Source organism: Desulfofundulus salinus (assembly GCF_003627965.1).
Lineage (GTDB): Bacteria > Bacillota > Desulfotomaculia > Desulfotomaculales > Desulfovirgulaceae > Desulfofundulus > Desulfofundulus salinus.
In genome coordinates, this window is the sequence record NZ_RBWE01000001.1 from 230197 (window position 1) to 242777 (window position 12581).

Here is a 12581-nt window from a genome sequence, read left to right on the forward strand (position 1 = left end):
AGGGGTCTTTTTTATGGGGGTGATGCCATATTCGAAAGAGAAGGAACGGGAGTATCCTCTTGATGAACCGCGACGAACGGGGCTCGATAGTGGTTGAATTCGGCCTGGTCGCGCCGCTTTTCATTACATTGATTGTTTTCCTGCTCGTTTTCGGCCTTTGGCTTTACAACAGCTCGGTGGCCGCTCAGGCAGCACGCATGGCCGCCCACCACCTGGCCGTAACAGGGGACGCCCGGGAGTCCCGCGACCAGGCCATTAAGCACCTCAGAACGGCTTCCATTGCAATAGACGGAATGGACGTGATCGTCTGGAGGGATGGGGACACGGCCCGGGCACAGGCGAGCCTGTCCATGAAAAACTTCTACCCGGGCCTGCCCAAACTGCTCGGAGGGGGCGGGTGGAACGGCCCCATAAAAATTCAGCGGAAGGCGGGGTGTGTCATTGAGTACAGGTTCAGGAACCCTTACGAATTCAACTGACCGTGGTCGTAAACAACTTCACGGTGATGCAAAAGGGGTGATCCTGGTGGAGTTCGCCGCTGCATCCCTGGTGCTGGTCATCTTGTTCCTGGGGATGATGACCCTCTGGGGCGTGCTGAACGACTATGCCAACATAAACAAGGTATGCCGCGAGGGGGCCCGTGAAGCGGCCCTGACCGGGAGCGAATATGCCGGCTACATGAAAGCCCTGGAGGTGGCCTGGGTATGGGGCCTCAAGCCTGAGCGGTTGTCGGTGGAATTCTATCCGGACAGCGGGAGTAACAAGCGGCTGGTGACCTGCGTGGTAACCTACCGGGCGCCCCTTTTCTCCCGGAACTTTCCCGCCCTGGCCGGTAAAGGCAGTCTTGATGAAGTAACCTTGAGAAGTGAGGCCACATTCGGATGGTGGGATTTCACATGAGCAAACTGTTGAGTGACGAACGGGGGAGCATACTGCCCATAGTCGCCATGGTGGTGGCCGTGGCTTTCACCCTGGCGGCCATCGCCCTTGACTTCGCCCGGTACAAGGTGGCCTCGGAGAAACTTCAGACGGCGGACGACGCGGCCGCCCTGGCCGCGGCAATGACCGCCGACCGTTACGTTACCCTGGAGATAGACATGGGCGAGTACACCACCTGCTGCGGGGATGAAGAATGCGATCCCTGCTGTGAACCCTGCGGCACGACTGTAGTCTCGGGCCTGGAAAGAGACCTCATCGACAACGGCGGATGGGCAAAATACTGCTGCGACTGCGGCGGGTGCTCCTACACCATACTGGATCGCTGGGTGGAGTTCAGGGGATCCAATGCGATAACGGCTGCCGAAGCCATGTTCGAGCTCAACCGCCCGCCGGAAATGGACGCTGCTGAGGGGGGTGACGCGAGGATAACGGGAATAACCGTCTACGACGACAGGAACAGCCCTTACTACCCGTCCGTCGTCGTCAGGACTTTCGGCCGGGTGAAGACCCTGGCGCTGAACTTCCTGGACAGGTTCGCGCCGGGTAATTTCGATTACATTTCCGCAAACAGGTGCGGCCAGGGAGGGACGTTTTATTACGACCTCAACGGGAGGTGGCACCGGGCGGCGGAAGATGCGTGCAATTAATCAACCGGAAGAAAGGATGGTGCCCTTGCAAAAGTTAATCAGCGGGAGCTTTTTCGTGGCGGCCTCAATATTTCTCGCCATCAAAGGCTCCCCGGACGTGGTGACTGCCGGAGCCGTCCTGGGGAGCGCTTTGTGCGCCGGGTTCGTCTCATCGAAACAGCACCTGAAAGCAGTAATACTCGGAGCTGCCCTGGTGGCGGTTTCCCTGGTCCTGCAATCAATTGCGGGCCGGTGTTCCACGTGCATTCAGGCGGACATGCTCCTGGCTGCCGGCGTGGTGACCTCATCCATGGCAGCGAGGGAATACAGGCTCCGGGTAGTGAGCGGGGTGCTGGTTCCGGCCTTGATCGCCGCCGTGATGTTCTGGGGTCCGGTTCCGGGGCAGGGCGGCCCGGGGCAAGAAATGTTCGGCAGGTACATTGCGGCCGCACAGGACGGGAAAACCATCAAACTCGATACGGCCCTTAAACCCGTCCTTCTATTTTCCCCGGAGTGTCCCGCCTGCCGGGAAGCCTTAAAGCAATTAATCAACAGGGATCCGGCAGGGAAGGGATGGCAACCTGTCCTCGCGCAGGGTGACCCGGTTGAAACGGAACGGACACTCAAAGGCATGGGTTATACCGGGGAAATCTCCCGCTTCCGGTGGAGAGGTCCGGTTCCCATCATGATCTGGACGAAAGACGGTAAGACCCGGAGCACCCACAACGTGCGGGAAATGCTGGAGGTGGTGCCCGTTGAGCCTTGAGGTGTGCAGCCTGATCAACTTCTCGTCGGCCCTGGCCGCATCCGAGTAGCCGAACAAAACTAAAAAAAGGGAGGGGAATGTTGAATTGTCTAAACTGCCGAAGCTCAGTCTCAAAAAGAAAAATACTTCCTTCTGGGTGGCCGTGCTGTTGAGCCTGGCCGCCGCCTTCTCGCTCTACGCTACCTTTCACCTGATTTACCGTCCCGTCAAGGTGGTCATGGTGACCAAAGAAGTCCGGCCGGGGGAACAGATCCAGAAAGATGCACTCAAGGAGGGCACGGTATTAGCCGGCGACCTCAACCCCAAAGCCGTCAGGTCACTTGATGCGGCTGTAGGAAAATATGCCGCCTCGCCGTTATACCCCGGGGAACAGCTCATCGCAGACCGGCTGGTGCAGGACCCAGATAAGGCGACGGGGGCTTTCAGCTACCTCCAGCCCGACGAGACGTACGTCGGCTTCAATTCGGAAGAAGCCCGCTGGCCCAAGGGTATAAAGGAAGGGGATACCGTCACGGCGGTGGCCGTTATGGACACCGAAGCCCGCATTGTCGGCAAGAAGCTCAAGGTGATCGGTACCGACAAACCCGTTCCCGTACTGGGGCAGGTGCAGGTGATGAAGCAGGCCGTGCCGGACAACGCCTCCACCATCACCATCGCCGTGCCGCGCAACATGGTGGCTGATCTGTTGTATGCGAAGGTCAAATCAAAGGCTTTTTATCTCCTGCCGGAACACCCCAAACTGGTATTCCAGGGAGAGGGAGAAATTGTTACGGCTGAAAGCGGGCCGCAAAAACAACAGTAGGGGGGATGCTGGTTGGAATTCCGCGACATTCTAAAGCAGGTCAGGTACCGCGTGGTAAAAAAATACGGCGACCTGTTCCTGCAGGACTGCGAGGACCGCACAAGACAGGAGGGGGTCATCAGGAAGGAAATCAGAGACCTAGTGGGACGGGAGGACCTTGCTCTTGAAAAGGAAGTCATCTCCTACCTTATCGGCCTCGGGCCGGTGGAACGGTTCCTGGAAGAGCCGGACGTCAACGAGATAATGATCAACAAAAGGAATGAGATCTGGGTCGAACGTGCCGGCAAGAAAATGGAGCGGGTTGATGTGGAGTTCGAAAGCGACGAGGAACTGCTGGCGTTTGTCCACCGTATAGTGCACCGGTGCGGCCGCCGGGTGAACTTCAACAAACCTTTGGTAGACGCCCGACTCCCCGACGGGTCGCGGGTGAACGCAGTGGTCCCGCCTTCGGCGCCCAACCCGGTGGTCACCATCAGGAGGTTCGTGGTCAACTATTTCTCCGAGGAAGACCTGATAGCCCAGGGATACATGAACCGGGAAATGGCCGGTTTCTTCCGGTACGCCGTCAGGGGCAAGCTGAACATCATCGTGTGCGGGGCCACCGGTTCCGGTAAAACGACTTTTCTCCGGCTCCTGGCCAGCTACATTCCAGAGAATGAAAGGCTCATTGTTATTGAAGACACCCGGGAACTGGCCCTGGACCACCCCCACGTGGTGTCCCTCGAAGCGTGCGAAAAGGCCAGCATATACGAATTAATGGTAAACTCCTTACGCATGAGGCCCAACCGGATCATCCTGGGAGAGGTGCGGGGGGCCGAGGCTTTCGAGCTCCTCCAGGCCATGGGCACGGGCCACGAGGGAAGCCTCACATCGCTTCATACCAACTTCGGCAAAATGGAAGCCATACACCGGTTGGTCAGGGCTATGATCCGGGTGGGCGGCATGACCGCCGAAGACCTGATCGCCCAGATTGCCGAGACGGTGGACATAACCGTGTTCATAAAAAAGTTTCCCGACGGCAAACGAAGGATTACCCACGTGACTGAGGTGATGAGCGAAGGAGGCCGGCCCGTATTCAACGACATCTACCGGTACGACTACGCAGGCGCAAATCACGTGGCCGTGGGGAGGCTTAGCGACGCAACCCTTGAGCGTATGCGGGAAAACCTCCTGGGTGAGCCCCTTCCCGCCATCGCTCCCTTCGGGAAAAAGCCGGAAGGGGGTAAAACATGCTTGGCGTTGCATGCGCTTTGATCGCCGCGGCAGCTCTGGCCTGGCACATTGCGCTTAAGAAAGAAAACCCGGTTGTCTCCGGAGTGAGGGGCCTGCTGGCCCGGGCGGAAGCCGAAAGCGAGGCCATGTTCCTTGCCCCGGGAGGGAAAAAGGATACCGGGTGGAAGCTGCACCGGCTGGGCGTAAGGATTGGCTACCGCACTTTTCTTTTCCTGGTTGGTGCGGTGGGAGTCTTCCTGGCGGCGGTGTCCCTCATCGTGCTCAAAAACCCGTTTCTGGCGGTTATATCCTTCGTCCTGACCCTGGCCTTTGCCCACGGCCAGGTTGACGTGTTATACCGGAAACGCAAAGCGGTAATAGACGAACAGGCCGAGGTTGCCCTGCAAATGCTGGCAGGGCTCTACCAGGTTACCGGAGACCTGGTGGACTCGCTCAGGAAGGTGAGCCAGGGCACCGCCTCCCCCCTGAAGGAAGAACTCCAGCGGGTGGTAACGGAGTACAACGCCGGGAAGGACCTGGGAGCCGCCCTGAGAGACTTCGCGGAGCGAGCCGACAACCGGGACATAGAACTGTTCGTCCAGGGGGTGTCCCTGTCGGAGCACTACGGCACTGACACGTCGCAGGTGATCAAACACATCGCCGAAACCATCCGCAACCGCCTGCTCCTGCGGGACGAACTGAAGGCGGAGACAAGGGGCCAGAGCATGACCATCAACCTCTTTTTGTTCCTGGTGCCTTTAGCGGCGGCGGCAATCTGGGTGTTTTCCCCCACCTCCAGGGAAGTGCTCACGGAAAGCCTGGCCGGGAAAGTCGTTCTATCAGCAGTAGCGGTCGTCGAATATGTAGCGTGGTACCTTACCCGCAGAAAAGGGGTGGTGGAAGAACTATGACGGCCCTTTCGTGCGTGCTGGTGTTTCTGGCACTGCTGGCGTGGTTGTTGAGGCGGTTTGAGGATTTTCCCGGTCCGCTGGAAGTCCTGAAAGGGTTCGGCTCCCTGGCGGCGTCCCCTCAAAAACTCAAAGAGCTCGGTGTCAGGCTGGAGACCCTGAACATAAAGGTTTCGCCGGAACTGTTCACGGCGTTCCGGCTTGCGGGGGCGCTGGTCCTGACCGCCGCCGGTGGAGTGGCGATCTGGAAATCCCCCTTTGCAGGTGTGGCACTTCTGTTTCTGGCCTTTCTGGCCTATAAATTTCCCGAATGGCAGCTCGCCAGACTGGAAAAAGCCCGGAAGGAAGAGATCGGCCGGGAGTTTCCGCTCATGGTGGACATGGTCAGGATATACGCCCGGGCAGCGGACCTTTACCAGGCCCTCAAGATCGTGCCCTATGCTTTAAAGGGAGAGCTGGCCAAACAGATGCATATTTTGAGCGCGGAGCTTGAAATCGCCCCTATGGCCGAGGCGCTGGAAAACTTCGCCCACCGGTGCGGGCTCCGCCAGGTGCAGGACTTTGTCGGCGTGGTTCTCCAGGGGATACGGTCCGGTATGGACGTGGACGAAATATTGCAGCGTTACTCCAGCATGGCTTACGAACGCAGGGTGACGGAGATTAAAAGGAAAATCAAAGCGCAGCCGTTGATTCTTTCCGTTCTGCCCGGCCTTTTGATGTTCAGCCTGATCATACTCTGGGTCCTTCCCATGTACTCAAATATCATCCAGAAGCTTAAGGCTTTCTGAGAAAACCCGCCGCGGCGGGTTCTTTTTTTTTGGGGGTATTTCGCAAGGGAAGGAGGGTTGAGGACGTTTTAAAACGCGGCCCCCGGATGATTTTTACTAAACTAAACACATTAGGGAGGCTATCGCAGATGAAAAACTTCTTCAGACGCTTTTTATCCGACGAAAAGGGCAACGCTTTCATCGAAAACGGCCTGTGGATCATTGTGGTGGTCCTGTTGGTAGCCGGCGCCGGGTACGCCCTGGCCAACCAGGGTATCAAGACCAAGTTCGACCAGATCCAAACTCAGGTCACCAACACCCAGGTGCCGAATATAAGCGGGCAATAAACTGCAAAAAAGGGGGAAGGGACAGGGTTCATCCCCTGTCCCGATAGATATGTTTGAGTTACTGAAGCGCATGTGGCATGACCAGAAGGGGAACCACTTTCTCGAAGTCGCCCTGTATATAATCCTGTTCACCCTGGCCGTGGCACCTTTTGTTTCGGGCCTGGCGGGTGAAATCGGGGTGAAAATGCAGGAAATGAGGAATAAGATCGGGCAGGTGGGCGGCCCGTGAGTTTCCGGAAAGATTCCCGGGGTTCCGCCAGCGTCGAAGCCCTGTTCGTCATCGCCATCCTGCTGATGCTGTTCTTTTTTGTCGTAGAAATGGGATTTTTAATGTACGACTGGGCGGTGATAAACCATGCCGCCAGCGCGGCGGCGGTGGAGGCGGCCATGAACGGCCGCTTCTCCGCCGACATCCGCCAGGCCATGGCGGAACACATAAAGAAAATGACCACAGAAGGCAATACGATGGGCACCGACGCCTCCGGTACCTCGCTTCCGGGGAGTGTCAACCCGGGAACCATATACGTCTACGGCACGGATGCGAACATGAACGTCCAGCGGGGTGGGACGATTACCGTGGGAGTGGCATATCCCTTCCGGTTCAAAACGTTCCTTTTTGACGCCCTGGGCCGGTGGCTCACCGGGGAAGATCAGGTTGTCCTGAAAGTTAAAATGACGGCGGTCAGCGAGGTGTATTTTGAGCAATGATCTTATCGAGAGTTGGGCGGGACCAGAAAGGCTTCGCTTCCGTCACCTTTCTGGTCCTGCTGCTGGCCATTATGGCGATAGGTTCCCTTCTGGCGGACGTGGCCCGGCTGTACGCGATAAAAATAGCCTCCAGACACTATCTCAACCTCTCACTGCGAGCGGCAGCAGCCCAGCTGAACCAGGACGAGTTGAGGAACAACCGGATAGTCATAGACGAATCTGCGGCCCAGGACAAATTTTATGAGATATTGCGGGCAAACTTTAAACTTGACGGAAGCAACCATCCTTTACCAGGCTCTCTGGTAGACGGTCCTGTTGAGGTTTGTTATTTCAGGGTGGTCAACAGCAATATGCTTCCCTTCCTCTACACCTTTGGCAGCTACTCCGAAACCATCACGCGCCCGGCAGTGACCGGGATAATCAAGTTTCCGGTGAGGGTCAGTTTTTGGGGGAGGATTGTTAGCTCAGGAGTACCGGAAAGTACGGACATGTATGTGCATTCGACCGTTGCGCCGGAACTGATTTCAAAACTTTTATAAAGAAAAAGCTGTTGTTTCCATCCAAGGAAGTATATTTTCCGATTTGTTCGTTGTGCTTCAAGGCAGGGATACAAGATGGAATCGGACGGCGCTGTTCTGCAAAAACTCGCTTCCTTGGCGTTCTCTGAAAACCCGAAGATGCGCTGGCAAGCGGTGCGCCACCCGGGGTGCCCGGGGGACCTGGCGCTTTTTTTGGTGGACGACCCAGACCCCCAGGTACGGCTGGGGGCGCTGTGCAGGTTGGTGCTGTCAGGTACGGTATCTTACGGGGAAGCCAGGATGGAAGCAAAGAAAAATTCGGAACTGGTGAGGCAGTTTGATGCGGTACTGGGCATGTTTGGGAGACGATAGGTGTTAGGGTGGTTGTGCAGACTTTCCTCTGCAAACAGTTGTTTGCTATAATGGAAGGCGAACAACTGTTTCAGGAGGGTGTTGCATGAGCAACAAGCTATGGGAAAGCCACCGAATAATATATCCCGAATTGCGGGAAAAAGCTGTAAGCACATGCAGTGAATGCCGATTTTTTGTACGGATTCAAGGTCGGGAAGAAGCACGCTGGGGCTGCGTGGCTGGATTGCCCGAATACCGTACCTTGCGTAAAAGGGTGCCGGCTGTGCTGCATGCGGTGGACATTTTGAAGGCAGCGGGGAAGGAGGGGCTATATAAGGCACTCGAATGCGACAACCCTGAAAGGCAGGCTTGTGGTCTGTTCCTTTGTAGAAAATAATCAAATCGCATTGCCGGGTGCCCTTTTTCAGGGGTGCCCGGCTTTATCTTTTTGTAACAAATTACTTGTCAAGAAAGGTGGTCTTACACGTGAAGAACGCACTCATTCTCCACCGCCCGGGCCTGCCCGGGTGGCTGGCCAAAATGTTGAAGCACCAAGGTCCGAACAGGCTGGCCGTGCAGATGCTGGCCTGGCACGAGATGCTGTACTATCACGCCATTGCCACGGCGGTCTACGCTGAATCCGTAGGTCGGGCGCTGGGTTTTGTGGGGGAGGAGCTGGAATACCTCATCCAGGGTGCATTCTTCCATGACTGCGGAAAAATATGCTGGCCGTCCGCGCTCTTGGATAAGAGGGAGTTGGGCGAAGAGGACCGCAGGCTGGTGCACGTGCACCCCATAGCGGGGGTGTACTACATTCGGGAACACTGGCCCGACGCGCCGGAGTTGGTGTGCCGCATAGTGAAGGAACACCACGAGAGGCCGGACGGGTCGGGCTACCCGAACGGCCTGAAGGACGGGGATATACACCCGCTGTCCGTCATCGTCGCGGCGGTGGAAGTCTTCATGGCGCTAATAGAACATAGGCCCTATAGAGACAAAAGTTTTACCCGGGCCGAGGCACTGGCGGAGCTGGAAAGGCAGGGCTTCCCGGGGGAAGTGGTCCGGGTGCTGGCGGATATAAGGGAAGTGGTGGTGGGGAAGGTGGTTGGAGTATGAAACGTCACGACAGGGCTCACATTATTTTTCACCGCCGCAGGTGCATAGCACGGCGGTTACGGCTGGTGCGGCGAATCTTTGGCATGTCCCCGCGTGAGTTTGCAGAATGGGCCGGGAAGTACGCAGGGCGGCTGAGCAAGTGGAACCTGGTGTGCTCGTGCCTGTTATGCCGGGATCCGAAGTACCGACAGGGTCGTACAAGGGAAAAGCGACGGTGGCAGAGAGAGGCAGGAGCGGACGCATTTTGATTTAAATAATTTTTTCAGGTAGCTACCTTGCATTTTTCAGCAAATTTTGTAATCGGGCTGTAGTTGGTTCCCTAACCCCGGCTCTATGGCAATTATAAAAATAAAAAACAGACTCCGGGAAGAAGGAACCCACGCCAAAAGCGCTGCCGCCACTGAGGCGACCTTCCATTAACCCCGCGCTAGTCTGTTTACTAAATATTATATCATAATACGCCGCATTGTAAACGCCTAATATTGTCGAAATTTATCGATTATACAAGTTCTTTTAGCCAAGGATTCTTTCTTGGAGAATCCGACTGTCTCCTGAATATGGAAATAATTTTAATCCATAGCTGAACAAGTTTCCTTTTCTAATATATAGAAATTCTTTCAGCTCCATTATATAGGATGTCTCGATGTTTCCATAATCATCAGGTTCCAGAGCAGCGTATACGGAACTTACCAAACTGTCAGCAACCTGAAGGTTTTTACTTTGACTTTTGTTTAGAACCCGCCAAGACAGTATCATGTCCTTCCTTATTTGACACTTAGGATCTTTCAATACCTGTTGAATATAATTATCTAACTGGTCAAAAGATGTATTACTTCGGTTCTCAAACGTAAGACGAACTTTTCTTTTATATTCATCTGCCAACCAGGTTACCCTTTCAAGTAAATACCGAGTAATGTAGTTATATAGAAACTGTTTCTCGTTTTTTAAAACTCCATCCTTAATCAAATCCGGTTTATAAACACCAGTTATAATCAGTCTAAAATGCCCCTTTTCCTTTATTTCTTGAATCGCAACCTTCTTCTTTTTATGGTTCAATTTGCAAAAGTGTAATGGCTTTAATTTATTTCTATATTTGATCCTGTCCTTAATTTTATTTATAACAGAGGCCATTTCGCGATCAAATTCTGCCGGTACTACAAGAGCTCCGATTACAAACCAACGGCTGCTCAGCCACTTATTAGCAACAACTTTAAAACCTTCGTCGCCGGCCTCGTCAATATAAACATTAAATACTTTTTCCGCCATAATCCACCTCCCATTTTTAAAGTTTAGCATCAAGATCGTTTAATGGCTACAATCTTTTTTCGACAAAATTCTTAAGTATAAAATGAAATCATAATCGTTTCAGCTTTACTAATAAAACGACGTGCTCTAACTTATCCTAGGAAAACTACAGCGCGTTTGACGCACTTTTTTTTGTGTGTGCCCGGCATGGGCGTTAACTTGGTGGTGAAAGTCCACTGCAGGCGAGGCAGCACCAGTCTGCTAGCCAAAGGCAAGGGTGCCCATCGCGAGATGGGATCCGGAGGAAGCCGGCGGCAAAACCACGGCCCGATGAACAAGAACCCCATACGAGGCTAAGCCGCCCGGATGACGCCTGAGTGCTGGGCTTATCCGGCAGGCATCCCAGGCTAACGCGTTAACCTTCACCCAGCGCCCGCCCCATCTATTCCGCCGTTCCTTGGCTGCCTGACTTGACGCACACAGGGAAAAGTTTGGCCCTGCCGACACCGTTCGACAGGGTTTTTCTTGACGCATTTTTCTGGAAGTGGTTCAATTGAACCTGGTGTAAATTGGTGAAAGGGTGATGTATCTGTTGAATCATGGCAGGGTGATCCTGCGGCTGGAAAAAGCAAGGAGGGAGCTACTGGCTACCGACCCGGGCGACAAAGAGAAACTTCTGGCGGTCAGCCGGAAGGTGGATAAACTGATCGTGGAGTATCACCGAACAAAGCACGATCTCAGGACCGGACGGCTGCGACTGGAGGATAACTGTACCTGCATTTCTCTTGTTTGAGGCAGGATTTTGGTCCCCTGGAAAAGAAAAAGTATCCAGGAAAAGATTGCTCAAAGGAGACAGGGAGAATGTTGATCATTGACCGGTTTGAAGAAGACTGGGCCGTTATCGAATTCGGCCAGAAGACCTTCAATATTCCAAAAGTCCTGATTCCACCCGAAGCCCGGGAAGGAGACGTTATCAATATACATATAACCCTGGACAGAAAAGCCACTGATACCAGGGCCGGAGCCATCAAGCGGCTGGTAGACGAACTTTTTGAGGATTAGGTGGTGCCGGGATGAAGCGAAGTGTCATTCTCGCCCTGATTCTGGCATTCCTACTGGCTGTCCTCGCAGGCTGCGGCAGCTCCGGTACAAGCACATCAGATCAACCTGCTGCAAACGCAGGAATGGTAGCCTCAACTGCCCCGTCGGTACCTCCAACTGACAACCGGGAAAGCAGGCCGCCGGCTGCCAGTCCTCAATCTTCCGGGGACAGGGTGCTGAAAGTCCACTTTCTCGACGTGGGCCAGGCCGACTCCATTTTGGTCCAGTTCCCAAATGGACAGAGCATGCTGGTGGACGCCGGGAACAACGACGACGGTCCGGTTGTGGTCAGCTATCTGAAAAGCAAAGGTATTTCCCGGATCGACTATCTGGTGGCAACCCACCCCCACGAAGACCACATCGGCGGCATGGACAACGTAATCCGGTCATTCAACATCGGCCAGGTATACATGCCCCGGGCGACCACCACCACGAAGACATTCGAGGACGTCCTGCTGGCGCTGAAAGAGAAAGGCTTAAAAATCTCCACCGCCAAAGCTGGCGTCACGATGCTCGACCAGGGCAGCCTGAAAGTTAACTTTGTTGCCCCGTGCGGCTCTAATTACGAGGACCTGAACAACTGGTCCGCCGTGACAAGGATACAGTACAGCAGTACGGCGTTTCTTCTGGCCGGGGACGCTGAAGCTCAGTCGGAAGAAGAGATGCTTGCTTCCGGTGCGAACCTGAAGGCGGACGTGCTAAAGGTAGGGCACCACGGCAGCCACAGCTCAACCATGTGGGCCTTTCTAAAAGCGGTGGCCCCGAAATATGCGGTCATTTTTGTTGGTGCGGGGAACGACTACGGCCATCCGCATAAAGAAACGCTTGCTAAACTGACGAATGCCGGAGTCCAGGTCTACCGGACCGACCGGGACGGCACCGTGGTTTTTACTTCCGACGGGAAGAACATCACCGTGGAGAAGTTGGGCAGTACCATCAGGCCGAGGGCGCCTGATGCCGGCGGCGTGGTTGCACCGGTGGCTCCGGTGACGCCAAAAGCGAATGGAAGTAGGTACATAGGTAACAAGAACAGCAAGAAATTCCACCGCCCGGACTGCCGGTGGGCGGCTGAAATAGCCCCACATAACCGGGTAGAGTTCAAATCGCGTGAAGAGGCGGTAGCGGCAGGGTATGTGCCGTGTAAGGTATGCAGGCCGTAGAAACCTGCACGTAAA

At 54.9% G+C, this 12581-nt stretch carries 18 protein-coding genes and 1 pseudogene; 18 read left to right on the plus strand and 1 reads right to left on the minus strand.

Going from position 1 to position 12581, the window contains the following annotated elements; genetic code table 11:
• The first annotated feature begins 62 nt into the window (after positions 1-62).
• From D7024_RS01155 to D7024_RS01225, 14 genes are all read left to right on the plus strand, one after another.
• Positions 63-479, plus strand: coding sequence for a TadE/TadG family type IV pilus assembly protein (locus tag D7024_RS01155; RefSeq protein ID WP_121450183.1), 417 nt, complete (start codon positions 63-65; stop codon positions 477-479).
• Positions 480-525: 46 nt separating this feature from the next.
• Positions 526-900 (plus strand): TadE/TadG family type IV pilus assembly protein, encoded by a 375-nt coding sequence (locus tag D7024_RS01160; RefSeq protein WP_165859223.1) that lies wholly within the window; start codon positions 526-528, stop codon positions 898-900.
• Complete coding sequence (locus tag D7024_RS01165) at positions 897-1586, plus strand: pilus assembly protein TadG-related protein (protein WP_207666870.1); 690 nt, start codon at positions 897-899, stop codon at positions 1584-1586. Before D7024_RS01160 ends, D7024_RS01165 begins: the two co-directional genes overlap by 4 nt.
• Positions 1573-2331 carry a hypothetical protein gene (locus D7024_RS01170; protein ID WP_121450186.1) on the plus strand — a complete coding sequence of 253 codons (759 nt, stop codon included), beginning with the start codon at positions 1573-1575 and terminating at the stop codon, positions 2329-2331. The genes D7024_RS01165 and D7024_RS01170 overlap by 14 nt, the downstream gene beginning before the upstream one ends.
• 85 nt (positions 2332-2416) lie before the next feature.
• Complete coding sequence (locus D7024_RS01175; RefSeq protein WP_121450187.1) at positions 2417-3133, plus strand: SAF domain-containing protein; 717 nt, start codon at positions 2417-2419, stop codon at positions 3131-3133.
• Between the two features lie 12 nt (positions 3134-3145).
• A complete protein-coding gene (locus D7024_RS01180; protein ID WP_121450188.1) occupies positions 3146-4387 on the plus strand; it encodes a TadA family conjugal transfer-associated ATPase in 1242 nt (413 codons plus the stop codon).
• A complete protein-coding gene (locus D7024_RS01185) occupies positions 4363-5256 on the plus strand; it encodes a type II secretion system F family protein (RefSeq protein ID WP_121450189.1) in 894 nt (297 codons plus the stop codon). Before D7024_RS01180 ends, D7024_RS01185 begins: the two co-directional genes overlap by 25 nt.
• Positions 5253-6041, plus strand: coding sequence for a type II secretion system F family protein (locus D7024_RS01190; protein ID WP_121450190.1), 789 nt, complete (start codon positions 5253-5255; stop codon positions 6039-6041). The genes D7024_RS01185 and D7024_RS01190 overlap by 4 nt, the downstream gene beginning before the upstream one ends.
• Positions 6042-6169: 128 nt before the next feature.
• Positions 6170-6367, plus strand: a complete 198-nt coding sequence (locus tag D7024_RS01195) for a Flp family type IVb pilin (protein WP_121450191.1) — start codon at positions 6170-6172, stop codon at positions 6365-6367.
• 49 nt (positions 6368-6416) lie between these two features.
• A complete protein-coding gene (locus D7024_RS01200) occupies positions 6417-6596 on the plus strand; it encodes a hypothetical protein (RefSeq protein ID WP_121450192.1) in 180 nt (59 codons plus the stop codon).
• The gene (locus D7024_RS01205; RefSeq protein WP_121450193.1) at positions 6593-7075 is read left to right on the plus strand and encodes a TadE/TadG family type IV pilus assembly protein; all 483 of its coding nucleotides are present in this window, start codon (positions 6593-6595) and stop codon (positions 7073-7075) included. Before D7024_RS01200 ends, D7024_RS01205 begins: the two co-directional genes overlap by 4 nt.
• The gene (locus D7024_RS01210) at positions 7072-7614 is read left to right on the plus strand and encodes a hypothetical protein (protein ID WP_121450194.1); all 543 of its coding nucleotides are present in this window, start codon (positions 7072-7074) and stop codon (positions 7612-7614) included. The genes D7024_RS01205 and D7024_RS01210 overlap by 4 nt, the downstream gene beginning before the upstream one ends.
• A 75-nt stretch (positions 7615-7689) precedes the next feature.
• Positions 7690-7965, plus strand: a complete 276-nt coding sequence (locus tag D7024_RS01215; RefSeq protein ID WP_121450195.1) for a hypothetical protein — start codon at positions 7690-7692, stop codon at positions 7963-7965.
• A gap of 465 nt (positions 7966-8430) precedes the next feature.
• The gene (locus D7024_RS01225; RefSeq protein WP_243113647.1) at positions 8431-9060 is read left to right on the plus strand and encodes an HD-GYP domain-containing protein; all 630 of its coding nucleotides are present in this window, start codon (positions 8431-8433) and stop codon (positions 9058-9060) included.
• A gap of 513 nt (positions 9061-9573) precedes the next feature.
• Here the strand turns inward: D7024_RS01225 and D7024_RS01230 are convergent.
• Positions 9574-10326 (minus strand): DUF3800 domain-containing protein, encoded by a 753-nt coding sequence (locus tag D7024_RS01230; RefSeq protein WP_165859225.1) that lies wholly within the window; start codon positions 10324-10326, stop codon positions 9574-9576.
• A gap of 562 nt (positions 10327-10888) precedes the next feature.
• Here D7024_RS01230 and D7024_RS01235 point away from each other — a divergent pair.
• The 4 genes and pseudogenes from D7024_RS01235 (at position 10889) to D7024_RS15625 (ending at position 12566) form a co-directional block, all read left to right on the plus strand.
• Positions 10889-11098, plus strand: coding sequence for an aspartyl-phosphate phosphatase Spo0E family protein (locus D7024_RS01235; RefSeq protein WP_243113648.1), 210 nt, complete (start codon positions 10889-10891; stop codon positions 11096-11098).
• 68 nt (positions 11099-11166) lie between these two features.
• Positions 11167-11367, plus strand: coding sequence for a DUF3006 domain-containing protein (locus D7024_RS01240; protein WP_121450197.1), 201 nt, complete (start codon positions 11167-11169; stop codon positions 11365-11367).
• 11 nt (positions 11368-11378) lie between these two features.
• A pseudogene (locus tag D7024_RS01245) lies at positions 11379-12323 on the plus strand (ComEC/Rec2 family competence protein); the annotation flags it as partial.
• Positions 12324-12392: 69 nt separating this feature from the next.
• Positions 12393-12566, plus strand: a complete 174-nt coding sequence (locus tag D7024_RS15625) for an Ada metal-binding domain-containing protein (protein ID WP_435374065.1) — start codon at positions 12393-12395, stop codon at positions 12564-12566.
• Positions 12567-12581: the final 15 nt, after the last annotated feature.